The sequence below is a fragment of the Vibrio albus genome, from assembly GCF_003144035.1.
GTDB classification, from domain to species: domain Bacteria; phylum Pseudomonadota; class Gammaproteobacteria; order Enterobacterales; family Vibrionaceae; genus Vibrio; species Vibrio albus.
Map to the genome: position 1 here is coordinate 591,995 of NZ_QFWT01000001.1, position 24,647 is coordinate 616,641.

At 48.9% G+C, this 24,647-nt stretch carries 19 protein-coding genes; 8 read left to right on the forward strand and 11 right to left on the reverse strand.

The annotated features are described in order from the left end of the window. The 5 genes from DI392_RS02680 to DI392_RS02700 all read right to left on the reverse strand — a co-directional run bounded on the left by DI392_RS02680 (position 1) and on the right by DI392_RS02700 (position 4,694). Positions 1-633 carry an NADH:ubiquinone reductase (Na(+)-transporting) subunit D gene (locus DI392_RS02680; RefSeq protein ID WP_109318342.1) on the reverse strand — a complete coding sequence of 211 codons (633 nt, stop codon included), beginning with the start codon at positions 631-633 and terminating at the stop codon, positions 1-3. Continuing rightward, positions 633-1,400: a Na(+)-translocating NADH-quinone reductase subunit C gene (locus DI392_RS02685; RefSeq protein ID WP_109318343.1), complete on the reverse strand. Its 768-nt coding sequence runs from the start codon at positions 1,398-1,400 to the stop codon at positions 633-635. The genes DI392_RS02680 and DI392_RS02685 overlap by 1 nt, the downstream gene beginning before the upstream one ends. After that, the gene (locus tag DI392_RS02690; protein WP_109318344.1) at positions 1,387-2,631 is read right to left on the reverse strand and encodes an NADH:ubiquinone reductase (Na(+)-transporting) subunit B; all 1,245 of its coding nucleotides are present in this window, start codon (positions 2,629-2,631) and stop codon (positions 1,387-1,389) included. The genes DI392_RS02685 and DI392_RS02690 overlap by 14 nt, the downstream gene beginning before the upstream one ends. Before the next feature lie 3 nt (positions 2,632-2,634). Further along, entirely contained in the window at positions 2,635-3,975 is a 1,341-nt protein-coding gene (locus DI392_RS02695) for a Na(+)-translocating NADH-quinone reductase subunit A (RefSeq protein WP_109318345.1), read from the reverse strand. A 401-nt stretch (positions 3,976-4,376) separates the two neighbouring features. Continuing rightward, on the reverse strand, positions 4,377-4,694 hold the full coding sequence (locus DI392_RS02700) for a BolA family protein (protein WP_109318346.1): 318 nt from the start codon (positions 4,692-4,694) through the stop codon (positions 4,377-4,379). Between the two features lie 347 nt (positions 4,695-5,041). Between DI392_RS02700 and DI392_RS02705 the strand changes: the two genes are divergently transcribed. The 6 genes from DI392_RS02705 (at position 5,042) to DI392_RS02730 (ending at position 10,274) form a co-directional block, all read left to right on the forward strand. Continuing rightward, entirely contained in the window at positions 5,042-6,181 is a 1,140-nt protein-coding gene (locus DI392_RS02705) for a methyltransferase (RefSeq protein WP_109318347.1), read from the forward strand. Positions 6,182-6,271: 90 nt separating this feature from the next. Further along, on the forward strand, positions 6,272-6,847 hold the full coding sequence (locus tag DI392_RS02710) for a YajG family lipoprotein (protein ID WP_109318348.1): 576 nt from the start codon (positions 6,272-6,274) through the stop codon (positions 6,845-6,847). Continuing rightward, positions 6,847-7,398 (forward strand): peptidylprolyl isomerase, encoded by a 552-nt coding sequence (locus tag DI392_RS02715; RefSeq protein ID WP_109318349.1) that lies wholly within the window; start codon positions 6,847-6,849, stop codon positions 7,396-7,398. The genes DI392_RS02710 and DI392_RS02715 overlap by 1 nt, the downstream gene beginning before the upstream one ends. Before the next feature lie 35 nt (positions 7,399-7,433). Then, complete coding sequence (locus DI392_RS02720; RefSeq protein WP_109318350.1) at positions 7,434-8,783, forward strand: AmpG family muropeptide MFS transporter; 1,350 nt, start codon at positions 7,434-7,436, stop codon at positions 8,781-8,783. Position 8,784: 1 nt separating this feature from the next. Next, a complete protein-coding gene (gene panE, locus DI392_RS02725) occupies positions 8,785-9,678 on the forward strand; it encodes a 2-dehydropantoate 2-reductase (protein ID WP_109318351.1) in 894 nt (297 codons plus the stop codon). Beyond that, a complete protein-coding gene (locus tag DI392_RS02730) occupies positions 9,675-10,274 on the forward strand; it encodes a DJ-1 family glyoxalase III (protein ID WP_109318352.1) in 600 nt (199 codons plus the stop codon). The genes panE and DI392_RS02730 overlap by 4 nt, the downstream gene beginning before the upstream one ends. An 88-nt stretch (positions 10,275-10,362) precedes the next feature. Here the strand turns inward: DI392_RS02730 and tcdA are convergent, their stop codons facing one another. From tcdA to DI392_RS02745, 3 genes are all read right to left on the reverse strand, one after another. Next, complete coding sequence (gene tcdA, locus DI392_RS02735; protein WP_109318353.1) at positions 10,363-11,136, reverse strand: tRNA cyclic N6-threonylcarbamoyladenosine(37) synthase TcdA; 774 nt, start codon at positions 11,134-11,136, stop codon at positions 10,363-10,365. A gap of 246 nt (positions 11,137-11,382) precedes the next feature. Then, positions 11,383-12,540: a murein transglycosylase A gene (gene mltA, locus DI392_RS02740; RefSeq protein ID WP_109318354.1), complete on the reverse strand. Its 1,158-nt coding sequence runs from the start codon at positions 12,538-12,540 to the stop codon at positions 11,383-11,385. Between the two features lie 27 nt (positions 12,541-12,567). Beyond that, positions 12,568-12,999, reverse strand: a complete 432-nt coding sequence (locus DI392_RS02745; protein ID WP_109318355.1) for a DUF2850 domain-containing protein — start codon at positions 12,997-12,999, stop codon at positions 12,568-12,570. A 162-nt stretch (positions 13,000-13,161) separates the two neighbouring features. Here DI392_RS02745 and argA point away from each other — a divergent pair, with 162 nt between their 5' ends. Together argA and DI392_RS02755 are read left to right on the forward strand one after the other, a co-directional pair. Next, positions 13,162-14,502 (forward strand): amino-acid N-acetyltransferase, encoded by a 1,341-nt coding sequence (gene argA, locus DI392_RS02750; protein ID WP_109318356.1) that lies wholly within the window; start codon positions 13,162-13,164, stop codon positions 14,500-14,502. 248 nt (positions 14,503-14,750) lie between these two features. After that, positions 14,751-14,948 carry a hypothetical protein gene (locus DI392_RS02755; protein ID WP_109318357.1) on the forward strand — a complete coding sequence of 66 codons (198 nt, stop codon included), beginning with the start codon at positions 14,751-14,753 and terminating at the stop codon, positions 14,946-14,948. Between the two features lie 77 nt (positions 14,949-15,025). On the opposite strand, the gene recD is transcribed toward DI392_RS02755, so the two are convergent. From recD to recC, 3 genes are all read right to left on the reverse strand, one after another. Beyond that, positions 15,026-17,080, reverse strand: a complete 2,055-nt coding sequence (gene recD / locus DI392_RS02760) for an exodeoxyribonuclease V subunit alpha (protein ID WP_109318358.1) — start codon at positions 17,078-17,080, stop codon at positions 15,026-15,028. Continuing rightward, on the reverse strand, positions 17,073-20,690 hold the full coding sequence (recB, locus tag DI392_RS02765) for an exodeoxyribonuclease V subunit beta (RefSeq protein WP_245883905.1): 3,618 nt from the start codon (positions 20,688-20,690) through the stop codon (positions 17,073-17,075). The genes recD and recB overlap by 8 nt, the downstream gene beginning before the upstream one ends. 388 nt (positions 20,691-21,078) lie before the next feature. Further along, on the reverse strand, positions 21,079-24,531 hold the full coding sequence (gene recC, locus DI392_RS02770; protein ID WP_109318359.1) for an exodeoxyribonuclease V subunit gamma: 3,453 nt from the start codon (positions 24,529-24,531) through the stop codon (positions 21,079-21,081). Positions 24,532-24,647: the final 116 nt, after the last annotated feature.

Below are 24,647 nucleotides of genomic sequence, written 5' to 3' on the forward strand. Positions count from 1 at the left end.
TTACTCCTTCGCTTCGACTTGTTCCGGTTTCAGAGTACGGATACCCCAAATCATAAAGCCAATCAGGAAAAACGCCGATGGTGCCAGTAGCATTATACCGTTTGGCTGATACCAGCCACCCTCAGAAATCAGCGGCAGAACTTCCATGCCGAACAACTTACCTGAGCCAAGAAGCTCACGGAAAAAGCCGACAGTAATCAGGACAAAACCATAACCTAAGCCGTTACCGATACCATCAATTAAAGATGGTAGCGGCGCTGATTTCATCGCATATGCTTCAGCACGTCCCATTACGATACAGTTGGTAATGATCAGACCTACGAATACAGAAAGCTGTTTTGAAATATCATACAAGTAAGCTTTCAGTATCTGGTCGACCACAATTACCAGAGAGGCAATAATCGCCATTTGGACGATAATGCGCACACTGTTTGGGATATGATGACGGATCAGCGATACAAAGAAGTTGGAAAATGCCGTTACAAACATAACCGCCAGCGTCATAACAAACGCAGTTTCCAATTTTGTTGTTACCGCAAGAGCAGAACAAACACCCAGTACCTGAAGTGCGATAGGGTTATTGTCCATGACAGGCTCAAGCAGGTGGCTTTTCATCTCTTTAATAGATGCCATTAGTTCAATCCTCCTTCTCGCACTTTAGCCAGGAACGGTCCGAAGCCCATATCGCCTAACCAAAAATCGAAGGTATGCTGCACACCGTTACTGGTCAATGTTGCTCCTGAAAGCGCATCAACACCGTGCTGACTCCCCTGAGGTGCACCGCCTTTCACGATTTTAAGTGCCGGGTTAAAGTCTTCATCAAACAATTTCTTACCAACGAACTGAGCACGCCAGCGAGGGTTTTCAACCTCACCGCCTAACCCCGGAGTTTCTCCCTGCTCGTAGTAAGTAATGCCTGAAACCGTATTACCATCGGTTTCTACCGCCACAAAGGCATACATCATAGACCAAAGGCCATTACCATGAATCGGCAGGATAACCCGTGTGACTGTGTCATTTTCTTTAACCAGATAAACGATACCTTTATCAGCACGACGGATGATTTTGGCCAAATCGTCGTCACCAGACAACTTCGCTGACTGTTCTGGATCTTTCGCTGCAACACGCTGATCATACTCACTCGCATTGCCTGCAACAAATTCTCCAGATTTAAAATCAACCAGACGAGGCTCAATATACTCAGCATAGAGGCTGTTCACATCACCTTCTGCCTTGATACCGGAAACCTCAAGAATCTTCGTCTGTTTATCTAACTTTGCGTTTTCGATCTGCTTATCACGCAGACCAATCGCCGCTGTTGATACGATGATTGAGCACACTAAGCTCAATACGATAACAACAAACAGCGTTTTTGAAATGCTATCGTTATTGCTTGCCATAGCGTGCCAGCCTCCGTTTCACGTTCTTCTCAATCACTACATGGTCAAATAGCGGTGCGAACAGGTTGGCAAACAGGATTGCCAGCATCATTCCTTCTGGATAGGCTGGGTTCACGACCCGAACCAGTACACACATAAGGCCAATCAAAATACCGTATGCCCATTTACCTTGATTGGTAAAAGAAGCCGATACAGGATCCGTCGCCATAAAGAACATACCGAAAGCAAAACCACCCAGAACCAGGTGCCAGTGCCAGGGCATATTAAACATAGGGTTGGTATCTGAACCGATGATATTGAACAGGAAAGACGTCGCAATCATACCGATCATCACACCAGCAATAATGCGCCAGGAAGCGATACCCGCATAAACGATAATGGCTGCACCAATCATCAGAGCCAGTGTCGAAACCTCACCAATAGAGCCTGGGATAACCCCGAAAAAGGCATCCCACCATGTGATAGCTTCACCGGTGACATTATGGATAAGTGCACCTGAACCACCATGAGCCCACTGGCTTAGTGCTGTAGCACCAGAGAAACCATCAGCGGCAGTCCACACCACATCACCGGAAATCTGTGCCGGATAAGCAAAGAACAGAAACGCACGGCCAGCCAGTGCCGGGTTCAGGAAGTTACGTCCCGTACCACCGAACAACTCTTTTGCGACAACCACACCAAAGGTAATACCCAGAGCAGCCTGCCAAAGTGGCAATGTTGGCGGAACAATCAAAGCAAACAGAATAGAGGTAACAAAAAAGCCTTCATTCACTTCATGTTTCCGCACAACACAGAACAGCACTTCCCATATACCACCGACAATAAACACCACAGCGTAGATAGGCAGGAAGTAGCTTGCACCCAGAAGCATTTTGCTTCCCCATCCGGCATCAGGCGATAAACTGCCGCCGAGAAGCTCGGTCATCCAGTAATGCCAGTTTCCGGAAATAACACTTGTTAGCTGCTCACCGGCATAAAGGTGGTTTAGCGCAACAATGGCCTGATGACCCGCATTAAACATACCCCAGAACATTGCCGGAAATACCGCGAACCAAACTAAGATCATGATACGTTTCAGATCAACGCTATCACGAACATGCGAGCTCTGGTTGGTTACTGTGCCCGGTGTATAAAAGATCGTGGCCGTTGCTTCATACAGCGGATACCACTTTTCATACTTACCACCCGGCTCAAAATGATGCTCGACATCCTCAAGTAACTTTTTAAGCATGGATTACCCTTCCTTCTCAATCGTATCCAGACAGCTGCGAAGTAATGAACCGTATTCATACTTGCCCGGGCATACATAGGTACAGAGTGCCAAATCTTCTTCATCCAGCTCCAGCGCACCCAAACGTTGAGCACTGTCTGAATCACCCGCGCACAAATCACGGAGCAGAAGTGTTGGTTCCATATCCAGAGGCACCACTTTTTCGTAGGTGCCAATCGGAACCATGGCACGCTCACCACCGTTCATCGACGTGGTCATATTAAATAGCTGACCTTTAAACAGATGGCTCAGGAAGGATTTGGTAACAGAGAATTTATTTTTACCCGGCATTACCCAGCCAAACAGCTCTTTCTCCCGGCCTTCTCTAAGCACAGAGACCTGAAGATGGTAACGACCAAGGTACGCATGAGCCCCTGACGCTTTAACGCCGGAAAGAACTGACCCAGAAATCGCACGAACTTCTCCCGGAATGATCTCTCCGTCAATCAGTTCATCAATACAGGCTCCAAGCTGAGTGCGGATCAGGCGCGGACTATTGACCGCCGGACCAGCCAGAGACACAACACGATCCGTATACAGTTCACCGGTGAGGAACAACTGACCAAAGGCAATAACATCCTGATAGTTGATACTCCATGCCACGTGGTCCGCATCAACCGGATAGAGGTAATGCATGTGAGTGCCAGGAAGGCCAGCCGGATGAGGTCCGTCAAACACATGTTCTTCAATATTTGACTGCTGACTACGCGGCAGACTCTGGCCCTTTTTGCAGACATAAACCAGGCCGTCAGTCAGCCGGGAAAGAACATCAAGGCCAGCAGTAAAGGCTTCAGACTGTTCGTTAATAACCACTACCGGATCGGCGGCAAGAGGGTTAGTATCCATTGCCGTCACGAAAATTGCTTTGGTAGTCGCTTCAACTGCCGGAACCTTGCTGAACGGACGAGTACGTAGAGCAGTCCACAATCCGGAATCAATCAACTGTTTTCTGACCACTTCGGGCTCAAGAGAAGTCAGCTGACTTTTTTCAAATCGTTCGAAAGTAACCTGCTTATCACCGGACACTTCAATCACCATAGACTGAAATACCCGTTTTGCACCACGGTTTACTTCCACAACTTTACCGGACGCGGGAGAAGTGAAGACAACACCCGGATTCTTTTTATCTTCAAAAAGAATCTGGCCTTTTTTCACTTCATCACCAACGCGGGCATGCATGGTTGGACGCATACCAACGTACTCTTCGCCAAGCAAGGCGACTTTTTTGATGGATTTACCATCACTTATCACCTGGGCAGGAGCTCCTGAAATAGGAAGATCTAAGCCCTTCTTTATTGTAATCATACGCACTTGCACTTATTTATAGGGAAAAAGATTCTATTTGCGTAACTATAGACACGACATCAGTGTCCAATTCTGACAATGAGCATTTATCAGAATCGCAACATTCCATTAATTTGTCTTTCACATCACTATATTGAGAAAGCCAATCCAGTTAGGCAGTTTAGCATTTTTTGCAAGCCTGTTGCCACGACCAATACCTTGATTCATCGTTTATTTCCTCTCAAAAACAGAAAGCATATGCAAAAACACCAATAATCTTGAGCTGTCGCACACTTGTTAAAAACAAAAACCAAGCATTGTCATATTAATTGATTTCTATCAAAAAACGTCATTTTGGCGACCCAAAAACGACAGGCAGTAAAAAGGCAACCTTTACCGTTGCCTTTTCAGCCCCACACAGTCTATGCGCAGTTCTTATCGCCACCCAGGCAACCTGGCGTTTTGGGTACATTACCCTGCTCCCGCGCCCACTCACTCTGAGTTAAAGTATGAATAGACAGCGCGTGAACTTTCCCTGCAAGCTCTTCACTCAACGCCATGTTTACTTTTCTGTGTCGCTGGATCAAACGTAACCCTTCAAACTCTTCACTGACAATAACCACTTTAAAATGGCTTTCTGAGCCTGGCGGCACATTATGCATATAACTTTCATTTTCAACCCATAAATAAAGCGGGTTAAATGCTTCATGTAGCTTTGTTTCGATGACTTCCTGCAGCATTTTCTCGACTCCCGATCGTAAAATTTATAGGACACACTCGTATTTCAGGCTATTTTTGTGGCACTAAAGTACTCGCCTCTCCCCGGTTTTGTTAATACCTAATTATAAGTATATACCTCTTTATGTGTACTCACTCTCCACTTTTAAAGAGCGGCACAAGATAAAGCATATTATTTGCGTTTTAGGCCCTATATCTTGCGTACTGTTTTATTATAGATACTTTTTAAAGTTTCTATGACAGGTACTTTTGGGTTTCCTGATACGTCAGCTTCTGCGACAATGCCCTGCAACTCTCACCCGCATATGGGTTTTGATCCCGTCGATGGTACAACAAGGCACTGACAAGAATGAGCGACGCACAAACGCAACTGACGATAAATGACCATACATTGACCCTTCTTCGTTTTCCAAAACGTGCCAACGAAACTCTGCAGGCCTGGAGTGCCGGTGACGAGTATATTATCCGGCATGTCGAAGAGCTGAAACTATCCGGATCACAAAATATCCTGATCCTCAATGACCATTTTGGCGCACTTTCCTGCTGGTTTTCGCAGCAGCATAACGTCACCATGATGAGTGATTCATTTATTGCGCATCGGGCAACCTTGAAAAACCTGCAGCGGAATCAGTGCAATAAAATCGAATTTCTGAACGGTATGGATACCCTGCCAGAACGAATCGACCTGGTACTGATGCAACTGCCTAAAAATAACCGCATGTTAACCTGGCAACTTCACCGTCTCAGAACGCAGTTACCTGAACATTGCCCGGTTGTTGCCGTCAATAAAGCCAGAGAAATTCATTCATCCACGCTGAGCTTGTTTGAGAAATACCTTGGCGAAACCACAACTTCACTGGCCTGGAAAAAGCACCGTCTGGTTTTTTCCAGGCCAAACGCCATGCCGGTTGTTGATGTTAATCCAGTGATACACTGGGATGTTGAGGGTGAAAATATCACCCTGAACAACTACCCAAACGTATACTCTGGAGAAAGCCTGGATCTCGGCGCTCGCTTTATGCTTAAGCATATTCCTCAGGATCCGGAATTAAGCCATATTATCGACCTGGGTTGTGGTAATGGCGTTCTGACTATTAAAGCTGGCCAACTCAACCCTCAGGCGAAACTGACTTGCGTCGATGAAAGCTTTATGGCTGTCGGCTCTGCGCGACAAAACCTGGAAAATAACCTGGGTAAAGACAGAAATATTGAATGTATTGCTAATAACAGTCTGGATGGATTCAAAAAGGAAAGCGCCGATCTGGTGTTGTGCAACCCTCCGTTTCACCAGCAGCAAACCATCACCGATCATATTGCATGGCAGATGTTCTGTGATGCTAAGCATGTTTTAAACTACGGGGGAAAACTATTGGTTATTGGTAACCGTCATCTCGGCTACGATGTAAAGTTGTCGCGATTATTTGGTAAAGATCAGGTGCAAACAGTGGCCAAAAACAATAAATTTATTATTTTACAAGCGACTAAATAGTTCACTATTATCGTCCTGACCGATTGAAAATGGTAATCTGACCCAGTCAAAAGGATAAGCCAGATTACGCAAAAAAAGGAAATCAGCACCATGAGAAAATTATTTATTGCTGCCTCACTGACATTACTCGCTGCGTGTGCATCACCGCAGCCAGAACAACCTCAGATCAACTTTATTCCAAGCCCAACGCTAAGCCCGCAAAAAATCGTTGATAACGTCAGTTTCGCTCTGGAAAGTAAAGATGTTCGCTCTGCTCAGTATGTCGCGTTAATCGATAGTGGCCATAACAACATTCAGCCTGTTCATACCCGGCAGAATGTGCGTATTTCTCTGGAATCGGCTGTATTTGACCAACTGACTTCACAAGGCTTTCAGGTCTCAGTGAACAGTGAAAATACAGTGTCTCTGGAAATAATGGAATTACTGATCAACGTGCAGCACAGTGTGATGCAAAATGAGATGACTGCGCATGGCGTCATAAAGCTCACCGCAGAAACACCAGCCGGAAAGATGGTTAAGACCTACCGTGGCAAAGCTCATCGCACTGGTGCATTTAGCGCTTCAGACGAATCTATCGAAGAGGTGCTTAACGATGTAACCAACCTGATCCTGAAAGAAATGGCGAATGATCAGGAATTACAGGGCTATATGAAGGAGCGCTTCTGATGAAACTAATTAGTAAGTACTTGCTTTCACTGTTATGCGTTACCGCTTCAGCGGCTGCTGCTCCCGTAGCGGTATTTGATACGACTCTTGGAGAGTTCGCGATCAATCTGAATACAGAGAAAGCCCCCGGCACCGTTGCCAACTTCCTGAAGTATGTGGAAGACGGTAGCTATGCCGGAACGATTTTCCACCGGGTAATTCCTGGCTTTATGGCTCAGGGAGGCGGATTTGACGCTGACATGCAAAGACGCCCGTCTTACGCGCCTATCGTTAACGAAGCGAACAACGGTTTATCAAATAAGACAGCCACCATCGCAATGGCTCGAACCAGTAACCCGGACTCGGCCACACGCCAGTTCTTTATCAACTATCAGGATAACCGCTTCCTTGACTACACTCCGAGTAATGCCGGTTATGCCGTTTTTGGTAAAGTTATCCGCGGCTTTGACGTCATTAAAGAAATGGCGATTAAGCCAACGAAAAGACTCGGACACTATAGCGATGTTCCGGTCACCCCCATTGTGATCAAGAAAGTTTACCTGGAAGACTAACCAACAGCCTTTCTCTATAAAGCACGGAGTAACGAATGACGAATCAGATGTCATGGACAGACACCATCCGCAGTTACCTGGATAAAAGGCTGCTCTGGGTATTTATGCTGGGTTGCTCAAGCGGCTTTCCCTGGGTGCTCATCGGCTCCAACATGTCCGGCTGGCTGAAAGATGCCGGACTTACCCGCTCAGCCATTGGTTACTTCGGCTCCGTTTTCGCCGTGTACGCGATTAACTTTCTCTGGGCCCCTCTGGTTGACCGGGTAAAGCTGCCACTTCTGAACGCTTTGCTCGGCCAGAGAAGAAGCTGGATATTTCTGTGTCAAAGCATCATCCTAGCAGGCACCCTGCTGATAGCAGGAGTAAACCCGGCTAATGACCTGATGTTTACCTCTATGCTGGCGCTGGGCATTGCTACCGCCTCTGCGACCCAGGATATTGCCGTCGATGCATTCCGTATCGATACCTTCCCCAAATCTCAGTCCAGTAAACTGCCCCAGGCGTCTGCCATGGCGGTCATCGGGTGGTGGACCGGCTATTCTGTTCCCGGCTATCTGGCTTTTATCAATGCAGATAGCATCGGATGGAATGGCGTTTATTATGGCATGGCGATGATCGTCGGCGTATTAATGCTCTTCACTCTGCTGGTCGGAGAGCCACAAACCCAAAGAGAAAACCTTCAACATCAGGCGGAAGACCGGCACTCTTATCTGCTGGGCTCCAAAGTAGCGGCATGGCTCACGGTAACCGCTATCGAGCCGTTTCTGGATTTCTTCCGCCGGAATGGCGTTCGTGTTGCACTGACTCTGCTGCTGTTTGTCTTTCTGTTTAAAATTGGTGAGGCTTTTCTCGGCCGTATGTCGATTGCTTTCTATAAAGAGGTTGGCTTCAGCAATGAACAAATTGGTTATTATTCCAAGCTTATCGGCTGGGGGGTCACTATGCTGTTTACCTTTGTTGGCAGCATGGTCAACGTCAGGTTCGGCATTGTACGGGGATTAATGATTGGCGGCATTGCGATGGCATCCAGTAACCTGATGTTCGCCTGGATCGCCAGTGCCGGCCCCAATGAACACCTGTTTCTGGCCACCATCTTTGTCGATAACTTCACGACCGCCTTTTCAACCGTTGCCTTTGTTTCGTTTCTGACGGTGCTCACCGGCCAGGCATTTTCTGCCACTCAGTATGCCCTGCTTGCTTCTCTGGGAAACTTCGGCAGAACCACCCTCGCATCATTCAGTGGCGAACTGGCTGACTACCTGAATAACTGGCCACTGTTCTTTGTCCTTACTGCTGTCATGGTCATACCAAGCCTGATTATGCTGTATTCCCTACGGGGTTATTTCAACGCACTGTTGGACAAGGCACAACAACAGGAAGACTGATTTGAACATTACCATACTGGGAGCCGGTGCTATCGGCTCTCTCTGGGCCTGTCATCTGAAGGAGGCCGGACATAATGTCTCTCTCTGGCTACGCACGCCCAAAATATCGTCACACACTTTGCAGTTAGATGACCAAACCCCGCTTACTTTCACAACCAACGATGATACCCGGCTGGAGCAAAGTGATGTGCTGCTGATCACGGTTAAAGCCTGGCAGGTTAAAGAGGCGCTCCTCCCTCTGCTGGACAAACTGCACACGGATACCATACTGGTATTTATGCATAATGGTATGGGTGCGGTTGAAGAGGTGGAAAATGAGCTCAGGCATTACCCTGTTGTACTGGCGACAACAACTCAGGCTGCGATGAAACCGTCACTAGATAAGGTTAACCATACAGGAGCCGGACAAACTCAGTTAGGCCCATTTAATGCCAAGGGCACACAGTGCCAGTTTCTGGCAGAAGTATTCAATCATACCCTGCCCGACGTATTCTGGACCTCTGATATTCAGACCGCTTTGTGGCAGAAGCTCGCTATTAACTGCGCCATTAACCCCCTGACCGCACTGGAACAGTGTCGCAACGGCAACCTGGCTGAAGCGCGCTACTCGGAACCACTGCGACATATTATTCAGGAGGTGTCTGAAGTTATGGCCCAGGAAGGTATTCCGGTGAGCTTTTCAGAGCTGAATAGCAAGGTATATAAGGTTATCACTGCAACTAAAGACAATTACTCATCCATGCAGCAGGATCTCTGTTATCAACGCCCGACAGAAATAGACTTTATTACCGGTTATCTGTGCCGGAAGGCCCAAGAGCATAAGATAAACGTTCCGGCCAACCAGGCCCTTTATGATGAGATAAAACGGATTGAACACAGTTGGAGGACACAATGACAACACAAATACTTGTTCCTGTTGCCCATGGCACAGAAGAACTGGAAGCGGTCACTTGTATTGATATTTTGCGCCGTGCCGGATATCAGGTGACAGTCGCCAGCGCTGATTTTGACGGCGAACTGACGATTACCGGCGCTCACGGTACGGTATTAACCGCTGACTGCAAACTGGTGGATGTTGCTGACAATGAATTTGATGCTATCGTTCTGCCCGGTGGTGTGGGTGGCAGTGAAACCTTCCGTGACAGCACACTACTGGTAGAAATGGTGAAGCAGCAAAAATACGATGGCCGCTGGATGGCCGCTATCTGTGCGGCACCCGCACTGGTTTTACAAACCCACGATATTTATCCGGATGCTATTATGACCTGCTACCCGAGTTTTCAGTCTCATATTCCCGAAGACAAGTGGCGGGTAAAGCGGGTAACCACCGACATTAATCATAAGCTCATAACCAGCCAGGGTCCGGGATCAGCTCTGGAGTTCGCGATGGAAATCATCACCCGTTTGTCTGGGAAAAAGCACGCCTGGAGTGTGGCAGAACCGATGATCACGCTGCCGAACCTGCATTATCAGGATGTTGAGGGGGAGTAGAGGCAGAAAATCACTGACTGCTGCGCTCTGAACATTTCAGAATTGAGAAAAACAAGGATGAAGGCCCTTTGCCTCCATCCTTTGCCGGTTATTTCACCCGGTGCTTATCCAGAATCTTCTTAATGATTCTCGACGCGGCAGTAAAACCGAATGTACCCGTCGTTGCCAGAGCGGTGCCAAAACCTTGTGGCTCACCGGTTTCCTTATCGAACGGTGCGTATTTCACCTGCTCGGTGGAGAACACACAATCGACACCGAACTTACGATCCGGATTCTTGCTGAAGTTGTACTGCTGACGCAGGATATCACGTACTTTTTTCGCCAGAGGATCGTGAATAGTCCGTGACAAGTCTTTTACGTTGACCTGAGTCGGGTCAAGTTGGCCACCGGCTCCACCAGAGGTAATGATTTTTATCTTATTGCTTTTACAGTAAGCGATCAGCGCAGCTTTTGAGTAAATTCTGTCTATCGCATCCAGCACAAAGTCAAAGTCTTTGCTGATGTAATCTTTAATATTTTCCGGTGTCAGGAAATCATCAATCACATTCACTTTGATTTCCGGATTAATCAGTTTTACCCGCTCTGCCATCACCTCAGCCTTACGTCGACCAACAGTTTCCGCATTAGCATGGATCTGGCGGTTGGAGTTAGTGATACAGATAGAGTCCATATCAATGAGGGTCAGCTCACCAATACCGGTACGGGCCAGTGATTCTACAGCCCAGGAACCCACACCACCAATACCAGCGACACAAACATGCGCTCGTCTCAGAATCTCAACATCACTGTTACCAAATAGAAGCCGGGTTTTATGAAAACGCTGCTGATGCCCTTCAGAAGCTGGTTCAGTTATCTCACGCATGTCTGTTTAAACCTATAAAATGTGTGCCTGAATAATACAGCCTGACACCTCAAGGTGAGTTGGCCATAAGAGGCGCTGAGCTTAATGGCTTCCCAAAATGAAATCAAGGAGTGCGGGTTCTAAGTAAGATGTTTTGGATATATAGATAGGGGCTGGAAACGAGATTGATCCACAGCTAAAGACTATAAAATCAAACCCTTCGTCATTCCTGAAAAGGCAGGAATGACGGTGATTTGTGTGTTCGATCTAGTCTCTAGTCTCTTCAGCAGTACCGGCTTCAGGAGCAGGCTCCGGCAATAAAGACTTTTTATCCAGCTCTGTCAGCCATGGATCCTGAGTCTGAGAGTCTGATAAACCCAGTTTCCAGACCCGGCCAAAATGCTTATAGTGGCCCGCTTCGGTTCCCGCTCTCGGGCCAATACCATGATACAAATCCAGGTGACTTTCCGTGACAGCACCACCGGTATCCAGTACCAGCAGAAGCTTCAGAATATGAGCGCCACTCCAGGTACCATCGGCATTAATTAATGGAACTTCGGCCAGAATCGGCGTGCCCATTGGCAGCAGGTTACGGTCTCCCGCAACCGAAGCCATCGGTAATAACGGAATGCCTGCCGTACCTTTAACCGGGGCCGCTGCCATAGGTTTAAAGAAAACATAAGAGGTGTTTTGCTCCAGAACCTCTTTTACTGTAGCCTCATCGTTTGCGAGTACCCACTCTTTAATCGCTTTAAGAGACATCTTCTCCCTGGACACTTCGTCTCTGTCAATCAGCACCCTGCCGATACTCACATAAGGGTGATTGTTTTTCCCGGCGTAGGCAAAATACTCCAGCGTATCGTCGTCACCAAAATGAACAAAGCCGCTCCCCTGCACTTCCATAATAAAAGGATCAATCAGGTTAGACGCATATCCCAGCTCCAGCCCCATATCGTTCAGTGCACCATTATATATTGCCGCTCGGGTAGGGCATTCCTCTCTACACAACTCAGGAACCGAATAGACCGGATACCGGAACGTCTCATCCGGCTGATGCCGAAGTTCAATGACTGGAGAAAAATAGCCGGTAAATAAGACATTACCCCGGTTATCTCCACCAGATAACTGAGCGAACTGAATACCAAAGTCCGTCAGTTCAGACAGTTCACCGCTTTGCATGACCCATTCAGACAGGTGAGCATACAAAGGCTGATACTTTTCTGCCATTGACGGAGAATTGGTCACCACCATTTCTGCCTGCTCTATAAAAGAATTAAAGTTCCTTGGTGTATTTGAGGTAATCGCCTCAACTTGATTCAGAGGGCCGGAAAACTCCGGATCCAGATACTGCTGAGCCCGGTCAGTTGGTCGGGCACAACCCGCGATAAGCATGACCAGAAGAAAAGGAATAATATGTTTGAACACTGAATGATATCCGTAAGCTGAAAATGGTTAATGATCTTCTTCAGGCGGCTGGTATTTTCCCGCCAGATGGAAAAGCGACTGATAGTGTAAAGGAGCAACCCTTCGCATAACAGTCGTCTTTGAATCTTTTACAAGATATTGATATTCCTTTCCCTGATAAGTGTATGTCAGGCTTTTTCCGTCAAAGTGATAGTTTGTATCAATAATTCTTCCTTCAATATAGATACCTTCTTCCGCAACCGTAAAACTGTCTCTGGCATAATCCGGTACACCCTGCTCTACCCACTCGCCATAAATATGTTTTGCATTAGTACGATCTTCCTGATAACGCCCATGCAGGACAGAAACAGCCGTAAAGATCATCGCGGCAACAACCACTGTTGCCGCCAGTATCCCCCGGTGCATACGTAGCTTCTGACCGGTTTCTTTACGCTGCTTACTTTTTGACTTAATGACCATAAAAAGGGTATCGCTCAACTATTAGAGATCACACTAATTACATATTATCAGTATAGGGTAAACCACTAATCTATGAACTTGCGCCACAGGCCAAAAACTGTTTGAATATGAGTGAATTTTAATTCAAAATATGTAGATAACAATTCATTGAGAGCTGCATGAATGAAACTCAGAAGTACCGCACTGGTTAAAGGATTCCGTCAATCAACACCTTACGTTAACGCCCACCGGGGTAAGGTCATGGTGATCATGCTGGGTGGCGAAGCCTTTGACGCCCCCAACTTTACCAATATCATCAGCGATATTGCTCTGCTACACAGCTTGGGGGTCAAAATCGTACTGGTGCATGGGGCAAGGCCACAGATAAACCGGATGCTGAACTCCAATAACTGCGCAACGCCGTATCATAAAGGAATAAGAGTTACTGACTCGAAATCTCTCGGCCTGGTTATGCAGGCAGCAGGACAACTACAGTTGGGCATTACCGCTCAACTCTCCATGAGCCTGAATAACACCCCGATGGCCGGAAATCAGCTGAACGTGGTCAGCGGTAACTTTATTATTGCTCAGCCACTCGGCGTTGATGATGGTATTGATTACTGCCACAGTGGCCGGGTACGCCGTATAGATGTGGACGGTATTAACCGGACTCTGGATCAAGGCTCTATTGTACTTCTCGGTCCTGTCGCCAGTTCTGTTACCGGTGAGTGTTTCAACCTGCTATCTGAAGAGGTAGCCACTCAGGTTGCCATTCGCCTTCATGCCGATAAGCTTATTGGTTTCTGTTCAGAACAAGGGATCCTGGATGATAAAGGCGATGTCATCGCAGAATTGCTGCCATCTGAAGCTGAGTCTATTCTGCATGGCATGGAGAATAACTTTGATCCGGACGAAACAGAAAGCACTGGCACTCTACGGTTCCTGAGGGGGGCAGTTTCGGCCTGTCGCGCCGGTGTACCACGCAGCCACCTGATTAGCTATAACATTGATGGTGCCCTGATTCAGGAGTTGTTCTCCTTTGACGGTATCGGCACTCAGGTAGTGATGGCGAGTGCAGAACAGATCCGTACCGCTGAAATCAATGATATTGGTGGGATCCTGGATTTAATCCGTCCCCTTGAGGAAAAGGGCATTCTGGTTCGTCGCTCCCGGGAACAACTGGAACAGGAAATCTCGCATTTTACCATCATTGATAAAGATGGCCTGGTCATTGGTTGTGCCGCTCTATACCCCTATATCGACGATAAAATGGCAGAAATGGCCTGTGTGGCTATTCACCCGGATTACCGGGACGATAGCCGGGGTCTGGATCTGTTACACCATGTAAAACAACGCTCCAGAAAACTGGGTATTAAACAAATCTTTGTGCTGACCACCCACAGCCTGCACTGGTTCCGGGAGCAAGGCTTTGAAGAGATTTCCGTTGCTGAACTGCCGATGGAAAAGCAGGGGCTGTATAACTTTCAGAGACGCTCAAAAATTCTGGCACTGTCAGTAGAGTAAAAAAACGAATAACAACTCCAGCAATAAGAGCTTGCCCTGAATAATTTCTGGAGTTGATGTAAATGTTTATAGAGATCAATAAGATATTTATCCACTTCTGATGATGTGTAATTTTTACTCAATTTTGTCTTTTTATTTCAGCTCACATTGGTAGAATAGCGCCCGCTCACGTTGGCACAAAACAGTAAATAGGCAAAGCACATATGTACAACTGCCTGTCCGTAATATTGATGTGTGATGAGAAGTAAATGAAAACCGTAATATGCAATTCAGCCCAGAGTTTTCTGGATATGGCGGAAAATGATTTCCTGAAAGGTATGGATGTACACTGTGTATTTCCTACAACAGACACGGTGAAAAAGATGATTATGCATTGTCAGAAACGGCACAATATAGGGCACGTTTCATTCGCCGAAACCACGATGGAAGTGGTGTCAGCTTTATAATAGCGCCAGGCCCGAACCGGTGTTTGCTTTGCCGGTCCGGGTCTGATGTTCGCATCAGACCAATTTTATCAAAAAGCTCACCGAATCAGCTTCTTCCTTAATCCGCTTGCTCTGTGTGTTCTATTTTTAATCCCCTGATTTATCACTGTATTTTCAGAAAACAGCATTAACTGCTTCTTCGCTCTTGTTACCCCGGTATAAATCAGTTCTCTGGTCAGAACCGGCGTATACTTCGTTGGCAACACAATAAATGTCAGATCAAACTCACTTCCCTGAGATTTATGTATCGTCATCGCAAAAGCCGTTTCATGCTCCGGAACCCGCCCCGGCAACACCGTTTTTACCGAACCATCCGGCAATTCAAAAAAGACCTTCAGTCTTGGCTCCGCTTCGCTCCAGTCTGGCATACATAATCCAATATCACCGTTATACAACCCCAGAGAGTGGTCATTACGGGTCACCATCACCGGCCTTCCGGCATACCATTGTTCCCCTCCGGTCTGGATAACCCGTTTCGCCGACAGTGCTTTCTCCACTTTGTCATTCACCCCACGAACACCAAAATCACCTTCTCTGACGGCACACAGCAACCTGCAACGACTAAAGGCTTTTAGTGCAGCCAGAGCCTGTTCATGTACGGTAGAAAACGTCTTCTGATGCATCAGCCCGATATAGCCGGAATATTCATCCACCAGCTTACCGATCATCAGGCTGTAGTTCACTGAGGTCAGAGGATGATATTCAATATCAGGGAATCCCTGCTGCCATACCCGACTGACCTGACTCAGCTCCCCGGAGTTGATCGCTTTTGCCAACTGACCAATTCCCGATCCGGCATGAAAACGGTAACTTTTTTGTAGTGTGCACAGACAATCCGCCAGCAGATGATGCTGACCCGAAGCCGGAAAATTCCGGTACCCCGTCAGTTGCTGCAGGATCTGTTTCTGACTATGACCATACCCTTCCGGGGAAAATGAGCAGATATCGCCCAATACCGCCCCGGACTCGACGGACGCCAGTTGATCCTTATCCCCCAACAGGATAAGCCTTGCGTGATCCGGTAAAGCAGCCACCAGTTTATACATCAGCGTTAAATCGACCATTGAGGCCTCATCGACGATCAGAATATCCAGATGAAGGGGGTTAGACGCATTATGCTGGAACTCAGAACGACCCGGAATCGCACCAAGCAAACGATGAATCGTACTGGCATCGGCGGGAATAGACTGACGCACAGCCTCATCAACCGGTAACCTATCAATAGCGTTGCCGATAGATTCGGTCAGCCTTGCCGCCGCCTTTCCCGTGGGAGCCACCAGCTTTATGCTAAGATCCTGCTGCTTCTGCCTGCCCTGCTCGACCAGAGCTGCAAGCAACTTAGCCACAGTCGTGGTTTTACCTGTTCCCGGTCCCCCGGATACCACAGCAAATTTACGGCTCAGAGCAACTGCCGCCGCGACCTTCTGCCAGTTCAGGCAGGTCTCCGTCGGAATCAGTGTATCCAGCACCGACAAATCCTGGACCCGGCCAGCCTGCGCCACCACGTCCTCAACCGCTTCCCACTCCAGTGATTCCGGCTCAGTCACATCCAGATAGTCACACACCAGTTGCTGACGCTGTCCCATAGCCATCAGCGGGTTCTTTTTCAGCGCCTGATATAAACCGTGATAGTTACGGGCGAACAGGTGGTCAAGCAATGAGGCCAGTTTCACTTTTTCTTCTGCAGAAAATACAACCGGCTCCGCCAGAGAAAGCAGCTTCGCTGCCAGCTGACTTTCATAATGCCAGTAACGGTGCAGATACAGCCGATCTCCATCATAAATAAGCGGCGTTGCACTCTTAACGCCTCCGGCACAGTTTGAACTTCCCAGAACCTGCTTCCAGTTGATATCACTAAGCTGCCCGTGTAGCTGCCGGGCGGAATCGCCAAACAGCCCCAGAGCAGAAATCATGGATGAGGCCTCCGGCTCTATACAGATATGACCTTTGGCCAGTTCACTGCTGAGTACACCTGCGACAAAGCCTACCGCTTCGGAGTTTCCCTGCTCCTGCGAAGCAATAAAACGAGCGAACTGATAATCAAGATGACGAATACTGCCTTTTTCGCACAAGCGTTCCAGTGTGTTAAGCATAATCTTCCTCAACCTGTTGTCCGTCAATTAACCGGTCCAGCGCATCAATCATGGCAAAATCCGGTCTGGCATAAAACACCCCACTGCCGCTGGATTGCTTATCTATGCCTCTCAAGAATAGATAATAAACACCGCCAAAATGAACGTGATAATCATAATCTGAGATCCGGCTACGTAAAAACCTGTGCAGCGCCAGCGCATAAATCTGGTATTGCAGATCGTACCGGTGCTCCAGCATCGCCTCTTTCAGTGCTTCACCGTCGTAATCGGCGGTTGTTTCTCCCAGATAATTGGATTTCCAGTCCAGCACGTAATACTTGCCTTCATGTTCAAACACCAGGTCGATAAACCCTTTCAGCATGCCTTTCACCGTCTGAAACCCAAGCTCCCCGGCCTGTGCCGACAATGCATCATAGCGCCGGACAATATCGTTCAACATCTGTGCCGCCAGTACCCGGATAGGAAGTAAAAACTCCATTTCCGTCAGCCGCTGGTCATTGCCTTTCTGGTTCAGCCGCAATGCGTGTCCGTCCAGTGGCACAGACAAAACCGTATCAGCCAGTGTCTGCAACACCGGCAGCCATTCTGCGTCATACTGCTCCGCTTCCAGCAGCCGGACGATACGTTGCTCATTTTCTTCTTTTGTCGCGGGCTGGGTGAAATCGATCACTTCAAACAAGGTATGCAGAAACGTACCCGGCCGGGCCCCACGCGGGAAGGTAAAGATTGAACGCTCAGGTTCATCGAGAGTCATTTCTTCCCGTGCGAATGCTTCAGCCTCTCCGATGGAGTCGATATCAAAGCCCTGGGGCTCGATATCTGCGGCCCGACCATGGCCCTGCTTAACCAGACCGGAATAACTGGTTATCCGCCAGCTACGGTCAATATCCGTTTGCAACTGTCTGGCTTTAAGATCACGGGAGGCATTTTGCTCATCATGTTCAAAAAGCGCTATCTGTGTATACGCCGATACCGAATCAGGCAGGCCCGACACACCGATTTCTCCCTCACCGGAAGCCGAAACCAGGCGTCCCGCCTTTTCCGCGACTAAGGCGGTATTCACCGGCTCACCATCATTCAGAAGATAACCAACCGCACTCAGATGTAACCCGGTCGGATCTTTTGCCGACCGCCCCTTACGTACCGGCGCTAAACCGACAAAACAACCATAGACTGCCCGGGTCAGAGCGACGTAAAGAAGGCGCAAATCTTCCGCCAGTCTTTCTTTGTCAGCCTGAGCCAGAGAGGCTTTCTGAGCGGTAATATCACACACCGTTTTCGCCTGCTGCTCATCATAATATTGCCCTTGCTGAGCTTCCCGGTAACTGCACGCAAACGGCAGAAACACCAGATCGTACTCCAGACCTTTAGACTTATGAATAGTGACAATCTTAACCAGGTTCTGCTCTGACTCCAGGCGCTGTATCTGTTCGTCTGACGCCCCACTTTCCCCGCTTTCCGTTTCCTGAATCGTCTCGGCAAACCAGCGCAACAGACCGTGATCACTATCCGTTTCCAGACTCATCTGCTGCAGCAATTCACTCAGATGCAACAAGTCGGTCAGTAAACGTTCGCCAAATTCCTCTTCAGCCAGCCTTTCCGCGATATGACGTTTACTCATTATCGCCCGTAGCATCGGCATGACCCCGCGCAGCAACCACAACCGGCGATACTCACGAAATTCATTGACGACCGCATCCCAGCGGTTTTCATCCCGGTTCAGCTCATCCAGCTGATGGCTATTCAGCGCCAGCAGATCCGTCGCCAGAGCAGCATGCATCGCCTGTTCGTCATCAGGCGTCAGTACGGCATGCAGAATCCGGAGCATATCGGTGGCCACCGGACTGAGAAACACACTGTCCCGGTTGGACAGGTAAACGCTGGCAATGCCTTTTTGTGCCAGAGCCTGCCGGACCAGCTTACCCTCAGCACCGGTTCTGACCAGCACAGCAATATCTCCCGCCTGAATTACCCGGACGTCTTTACCATCATTCAGACAAGCCTGATCCGCGTCGGACTCCTGCAAAATCAGCTCTATCTGGTTGGCGGTCGCCATCGCCATAGCATGTTGATACTCACCTTTAGGCAGAGGCTTTTCCGCCTCCTGCAGCCAGAATGTCAGGGCATTCTGTTTCTGTCCCTTTATCGTCCAGCTACGCTGCTGTGCCCCCGGTCGGGGAGACACCGGCAAGAAAGGAATATCACGGTCATACATAAACGGGCTGTCGGCAGCAGCAAAAACAGTATTGACGCTGTTAACCATATCTGCCGTCGACCGCCAGTTAGTTCCGAGCGTATAGTGAGCAGATACCTCATTTCGTGCCCGGATATAAGTAAAAATATCGGCCCCACGGAAAGCGTAGATAGCCTGCTTAGGATCTCCGATCATAAACAGCCCGGTATCCGGTTTGTTCAGATAGATATGGCTGAAAATACTGTACTGAAGCGGGTCGGTATCCTGAAACTCATCAATCATAGCCACAGGGTATAAGGAGCGGATCCGGGTAGTCAGCACCTGTTCACCATCACAATCCAGTGCCGCAGACAGCTGGCTCAGAAGATCGTCAAAAGACAGCCAGTGCTTTTGCTGCTTAGCCTCAGACAGCATAACCCTGCAGGACTGAATCGCATGTGCCTGCAACGGATGTTCAAGGCTCGGAGGATCACTGAGAAATGACTGGATGATCCCGAACAGTTCATGCTCGGGTACCTGATCTCCCGGTTTGGTCTTCTCTTCCAGGAACTCGCTGGAGAAACGGTAAAGGTTATCCGGCAACTGATAATTCAGTGTGTCGCTCTCCGCCCATGCAGAAACCTCATCCAGCCATTTTGGCAGATTCTTCTTGGTAAACGTGCGCTTACTGACACCGGATGATGTAATCACCGGAGCGATATCTGTTTTATTTTGATTCCATTGCTGTTTAACGTTATCGATCCTGCTCAGATTTTTCTGGTGCTGCTCTTCCAGTGTTCCGTGCATAGGTTCCGTCGTCAATGCCACCGCCTGACCATTCAGGTAGCCGGATATTTTTTTCAGCAAAGCTCCTGGAGATGACCAGATACTGCGAACGGTGGCAGCCAGCTCACCCGATAACGGATAGAAATTTCTCCGCCAGTAATCGGCTACCACCTGGGCTTTCAGCTTACTTTCGTCTGTCACGAATTCATGATTAAACCGACTACCCGACTCAAAGGCATTCTGGGTCAGCATCCGCTGGCAAAAGCCGTGAATGGTATATACCGCGGCTTCATCCATCTGACGCTCGGCATACAGTAGAGTCTGGGCCGCCCATTCATGGTCTGGTATCTGCTCCAGCAAGGGCTTGATAACCGGATCAAGGCTCTGTCCCCGCATAAAGGCAACCCGTGCATCATGAATTCTGGCCCGGATCCGGTCACGCAGCTCCGCCGTCGCCGCTTCGGTAAAGGTCACCACCAGAATCTGATCCACCGTGAGTGGCCGTGGATGCCGGCTCTGTTCGCTCCCGTGCCCCAGCAACAGGCGCAGGTACAGCCCGGCAATGGTGAAAGTCTTTCCTGTTCCCGCCGAAGCCTCTATCAGCCGTGCACCATGCAGAGGGAATGTCATTGTGTCTAGTTGTTCAGCCATTAACCTTTTACCTTATTACCTTCAGCCTTTTTATATGTGACTTTGTTTATCGGTCACCTTCTCAGGTGGATACCCTGAACAAGATCGAACAAAAAACCACCTAATCGTCTGTTTTAACAACAAAAGCTAAAGACATTCCATATGTGATCTAATACAAATATTTAGATAATCAATAAGCGCTGAGCGTATGGAAGAATTTTTTCGCGATCCTTATCACGGAACCCACCACCAGAGCCAGATAGTATCGCTGCCACAGATTAGTGGTCCCTCTGACCCTAAATGGCCGTACCGTCAAACGCCCTACAAATAAAAACGATTTGCGGACGGCCGCCCTACCTTTTTTCTCTTCTGTTTAACTTAACGCATACGCCTTCCCAGAATCTTTCTGTCAGCCTTCTGCTTCGAGATTATCTTCGCTATGCGCTACCGCACTGAGCAGAAACCCGGCATTTTCCCACAGTTTCTGAGCCAGTGATTCAGACCACTCCGGCCAGACGCGCGCGATATAGCTGTTCGCCCCTTCTCCGGTGAAATTGTACCCGTCTTCAAACTGTTTCTGCATGGCCAAATGGATATCATCCAACGCTTTCCCTTTACTGCCTGCCTCCGCACCCGCCATCAGAGAGCGAGGGAAAAAGACCAGAGGCGAGTTCAGGCCACCATAATAAGTACGAATCAGGTCAGTCAGGATGGTCTCTGCCGACGAGGTATCAATCAGAGGAAATACCCTGTGTTCAACCCCTTCTTTCTTATCGTACCCCACCAAATGGGTCCTCTGGTTATAACCAGAAACCGCCAGACAAAGGTGATCTATCCAGGCTGAAAGCAGATCCTGAGGCCGGATGCGCCCGCTTCTGTACCGGATCAAACCAGCCTGATAACGGTTGGTCAGCCAGCCACTCAGGATAACCGGCTTACCTTCCCCGAATGGTGCCAGACGAATATTCACTTCGGCATCAGGCAGAGGTGACTGGCAAATAAAAGCCAGTTCGTCCACGATAGCAGATGACTGAGCTTTGCTTTCCGCGAACTCCAGTTCACCAAACGCCCCGACCGGTAAGAGGCCTTTTGCTCTCTGCCGGCGGATAAAGCCCTGAGTCACGTCTTCTTCACTCTCACCGGCTAAACGGGCCTGTAACATCACAGCGATCAGTTGCTCCCGGAGCTGATACCCCTGCAGATTATCCAGTGCAAAGGGCTCATCGTCATCGGTACCCCGGCTGATATCGCTGAAAAAGACTTTCAGACGCCGGTTAAAGAAATACTGCACCGGTAAGCGCCAGAATCGTTGCAGCTCTGCCAGAGGCAGTTCCAACGGATACACCGCATCCAGCAGAATATCGTCCAACGGCTGAATAAAGGAGGTGCGCTTCTGCCCCTGTTTATTGACCACTGGCAGCCACTCCTGAGCATAACTGGGGTGTTTACCGGAAAACGCAGACGGACTGAAAGGTACCATGGGGTGCTGACTGGTCAGCGCCCGGATCAGCCTGTCAGCGGAATCATCGGCCGGCAGCGCTTCGTCCCCCAGCAGACAGAAGTTCTGCCCGCAGTAATCCAGCAACTCGGTCACCAGAATAGACGGCACCTTTTCACTGTTATCCTGTATCGAACGGGCAATATAACTAATATACAGTGTCTGCTGCGCCGACAGCAGGGCTTCCAGAAACAGATACCGGTCGTCATCCCGACGGGAACGGTCTCCCGGACGGGTTCGTCCATTGATCAGATCAAACCCTTCAGGTGGCATGCTGCGTGGGTAAGCACCATCATTCATGCCCAGCAGACAAACGGTTTTAAACGGGATAGAACGCATCGGCATCAGGGTACAGAAGTTGACCTGCCCGGCCAGAAACCGCTGACTGATCCGAGAGCCGGACAACCGGTTCTCCAGGTATTGTTGCATCACAGCAGGGGAAATAAGTTCAGCAAAAGCAGCATCTTCCAACTGGTCCTGTAACTGACTCAGCACATCCCGGATAGACTTCAGCACCACTTCACTGTCCAGCTCCGGACTGAAACAGTCTTCCAGCATAGAAAACAGTTGCTCCCGCCACTCTCCGGCAGAAAGAGGGACAGCCAGTACCCGGCGGTAGTAACCGATCCGTTCAACAAAACGGGCCAGTTTCCCAGCCAGTTCGGCATCCATTCCCTGAACTTCAGAATAAGGTGCAATATCGCCACCCGGACCGGAAAACAGACAGTCACTTCCCTCACCATCCGTTTCGGCCATCGCATAGCCCAGCAACATACGCTGAACACCAAACAGCCAGGTATTCTGCTCATAGTCAGGGAGAGCAAAATCCTGAGCAGTCTGAGCGTCAATCCCCCAGCGAATACCGGCTTCTTCAATCCATACCCCGGCACGTTCAAACTCGCTTTCATCCAGACCAAACCGGCTCATTACCTCTGGCGTTTCCAGCAGCTCAAGCAACTCTGAAGCTGCACAACGGCTGTCAGGCAAGCTGACCAGATTCATAAAGGCATTCAGCACCGGGCTTTCCTGAGCAGCCGTCCGGTCAGAAATAGAATAAGGAATATACCGCTCACCCGGAGCATTACCGAACACGGCCTGAATTGCCGGGCTGTAGGCATTAATATCTGCCACCATCACAATAATATCGCGCGGTTTCAGCTCAGGATCCGCATCAAACATACTCAGTAACTGATCGTGCAATACCTCTACTTCCCGCATCGGACTGTGACAGGCATGAAAGCTGAGAGAGTGATCGATATCGACAGCGGCTTTATGGGTACTGCTTTCAAGTTGCTGATCGTCCTGACGCTCGTCCAGATTCAGGATATCGGCCTGAATATGATGCAGCAGATTATCCCGGTCTATATCGGCAAACGCCTCAATCTCATTGGCGTCCAACTGAGACAGCAGGTACAGATTATCCCTGCCCAGTTTGCCCATTGAGGCCAGAAGACTATTGCCAACGACATCGGTATGCAGATCATCTCTCAGGTTGTCATCAACCGTCCCTTTCAGTTGGCCGGTTTCGCCATCCGGCTCATAATGATCCGCCTGCCATTCCAGATGCTGCCGGGAACGGGATGACAGCCCGGCCAGATATTTACGATCCCTGACTTCGCCCCAGTAATAACGGCAGGGGTTGGTGAACATAAGGTGAACATCCATATGCTGCCCGAGGGCTTTCAGGGCATCCATATAACGTGGTGGCAGGGAGGAAATACCGAACACAAAGAGGCGGTCAGGCAGACCAGCGATACGCCCGACATAATGATCCAGCGTATCAATAAAATGCTCATACAAATTGGCCCGGTGATAGGGAGACTGCCCCAGAGCCAAGGTATGTTCGTAAAGTGCCTGCCACAGTATCGGCTGCCACGGCTGTTCATCCCCCAGTTCAGGTACGCTCTCACCGGCTTCCCAACGGGCAATCCATTCCGGACGATAGACCAGATAGCCGTCAAAGATATCGGCTATCTTTTCTGCCAACTGATACCGCTTACTGCCATCCCTGTCCTCAGCCAGATACTGTTTCAGCGGAGAGAATTCCACTTTATCCAGCTGTTCCGGAATCAACTGAGCCAGCTTCCAGGTCATGGCGTCTTTATTAAATGCGCTTCGCTCCGGTACCTCATCCAGCACGTGTACAAACATGTTCCAGATAAACGTTGCCGGAAGCGGAAATTCTATATTGGCGGCCACACCCAATTCATTTGCCAGCTCCATCTTCAGCCACTGAGACATCCCCGGACTTTGCACCAGGATCTGTTCTTTACAGAACGGGTTATCCAGAGGCCGGGCGCGAATCAGCTCCACCAGCAGGGTTTTCAGAATATCGATCTGGTTAGAGTGGTAAACAGTAAACAAAATGCACCTGTAAAGACGTTCAGCAATAAGGCTCAGATTAGCATAAGTGGCTGCTGTTGATGGAGAAAAGATTCGGAACCTGTATCAGAGTCTGCTCTCCTCTCAGTTCTATAAAA

What these genes read in the sequence shown, in the direction of transcription:
- DI392_RS02680 (WP_109318342.1), bottom strand. Translation starts at nt 633, where the DNA reads ATGGCATCTATTAAAGAGATGAAAAGCCACCTGCTTGAGCCTGTCATG.
- DI392_RS02685 (WP_109318343.1), bottom strand. Translation starts at nt 1,400, where the DNA reads ATGGCAAGCAATAACGATAGCATTTCAAAAACGCTGTTTGTTGTTATC.
- DI392_RS02690 (WP_109318344.1), bottom strand. Translation starts at nt 2,631, where the DNA reads ATGCTTAAAAAGTTACTTGAGGATGTCGAGCATCATTTTGAGCCGGGT.
- DI392_RS02695 (WP_109318345.1), bottom strand. Translation starts at nt 3,975, where the DNA reads ATGATTACAATAAAGAAGGGCTTAGATCTTCCTATTTCAGGAGCTCCT.
- DI392_RS02700 (WP_109318346.1), bottom strand. Translation starts at nt 4,694, where the DNA reads ATGCTGCAGGAAGTCATCGAAACAAAGCTACATGAAGCATTTAACCCG.
- DI392_RS02705 (WP_109318347.1), top strand. Translation starts at nt 5,042, where the DNA reads ATGAGCGACGCACAAACGCAACTGACGATAAATGACCATACATTGACC.
- DI392_RS02710 (WP_109318348.1), top strand. Translation starts at nt 6,272, where the DNA reads ATGAGAAAATTATTTATTGCTGCCTCACTGACATTACTCGCTGCGTGT.
- DI392_RS02715 (WP_109318349.1), top strand. Translation starts at nt 6,847, where the DNA reads ATGAAACTAATTAGTAAGTACTTGCTTTCACTGTTATGCGTTACCGCT.
- DI392_RS02720 (WP_109318350.1), top strand. Translation starts at nt 7,434, where the DNA reads ATGACGAATCAGATGTCATGGACAGACACCATCCGCAGTTACCTGGAT.
- DI392_RS02730 (WP_109318352.1), top strand. Translation starts at nt 9,675, where the DNA reads ATGACAACACAAATACTTGTTCCTGTTGCCCATGGCACAGAAGAACTG.
- tcdA (WP_109318353.1), bottom strand. Translation starts at nt 11,136, where the DNA reads ATGCGTGAGATAACTGAACCAGCTTCTGAAGGGCATCAGCAGCGTTTT.
- DI392_RS02745 (WP_109318355.1), bottom strand. Translation starts at nt 12,999, where the DNA reads ATGGTCATTAAGTCAAAAAGTAAGCAGCGTAAAGAAACCGGTCAGAAG.
- argA (WP_109318356.1), top strand. Translation starts at nt 13,162, where the DNA reads ATGAAACTCAGAAGTACCGCACTGGTTAAAGGATTCCGTCAATCAACA.
- DI392_RS02755 (WP_109318357.1), top strand. Translation starts at nt 14,751, where the DNA reads ATGAAAACCGTAATATGCAATTCAGCCCAGAGTTTTCTGGATATGGCG.
- recD (WP_109318358.1), bottom strand. Translation starts at nt 17,080, where the DNA reads ATGCTTAACACACTGGAACGCTTGTGCGAAAAAGGCAGTATTCGTCAT.
- recB (WP_245883905.1), bottom strand. Translation starts at nt 20,690, where the DNA reads ATGGCTGAACAACTAGACACAATGACATTCCCTCTGCATGGTGCACGG.